The organism is Pseudomonas sp. SMN5 (assembly GCF_052041925.1).
Classification (GTDB): domain Bacteria; phylum Pseudomonadota; class Gammaproteobacteria; order Pseudomonadales; family Pseudomonadaceae; genus Aquipseudomonas.
In genome coordinates this window covers 1-392 of the sequence record NZ_JBKGGX010000079.1, presented here as the reverse complement: position 1 = coordinate 392, position 392 = coordinate 1, and the positions used below count along the sequence as shown (strand labels likewise).

1 protein-coding gene is annotated in these 392 nt (G+C 63.8%); it reads left to right on the top strand.

The genetic code is table 11. The features are described 5' to 3' along the window. Positions 1-392 (top strand): OprD family outer membrane porin (locus ACLEJR_RS27065; protein ID WP_440817767.1); only part of this gene is annotated, 392 nt, incomplete at both ends.

Below are 392 nucleotides of genomic sequence, written 5' to 3'. Positions count from 1 at the left end.
TGCTGCCGATCCTGCGTTCCGACGACGGCCGCTCCCTGCCGCAAACCTTCCGTGGCGGCCAGGTGACCTCTACCGAGATCAACGGCCTGAGCCTTTACGGCGGGCAGTTCCGTGGCAACAGCCCGCGCAACGACGCGAGCATGGAAGACATGTCGATGAACGGCCGTGGCGCCTTCACCTCCGACCGCTTCAACTTCGGCGGCGGCGAATATGCTTTCAATGAAAAACGCACCCAGGTCGGCGTGTGGTACGCGGAACTGTCCGACATCTACCAGCAGCAGTATTTCAACCTGACCCACAGCCAGCCCATCGGCGACTGGACCCTGGGCGCCAACCTCGGCTACTTCACCGGCAAGGAAGACGGCAGCGCCCTGGCCGGCGACCTGGACAAC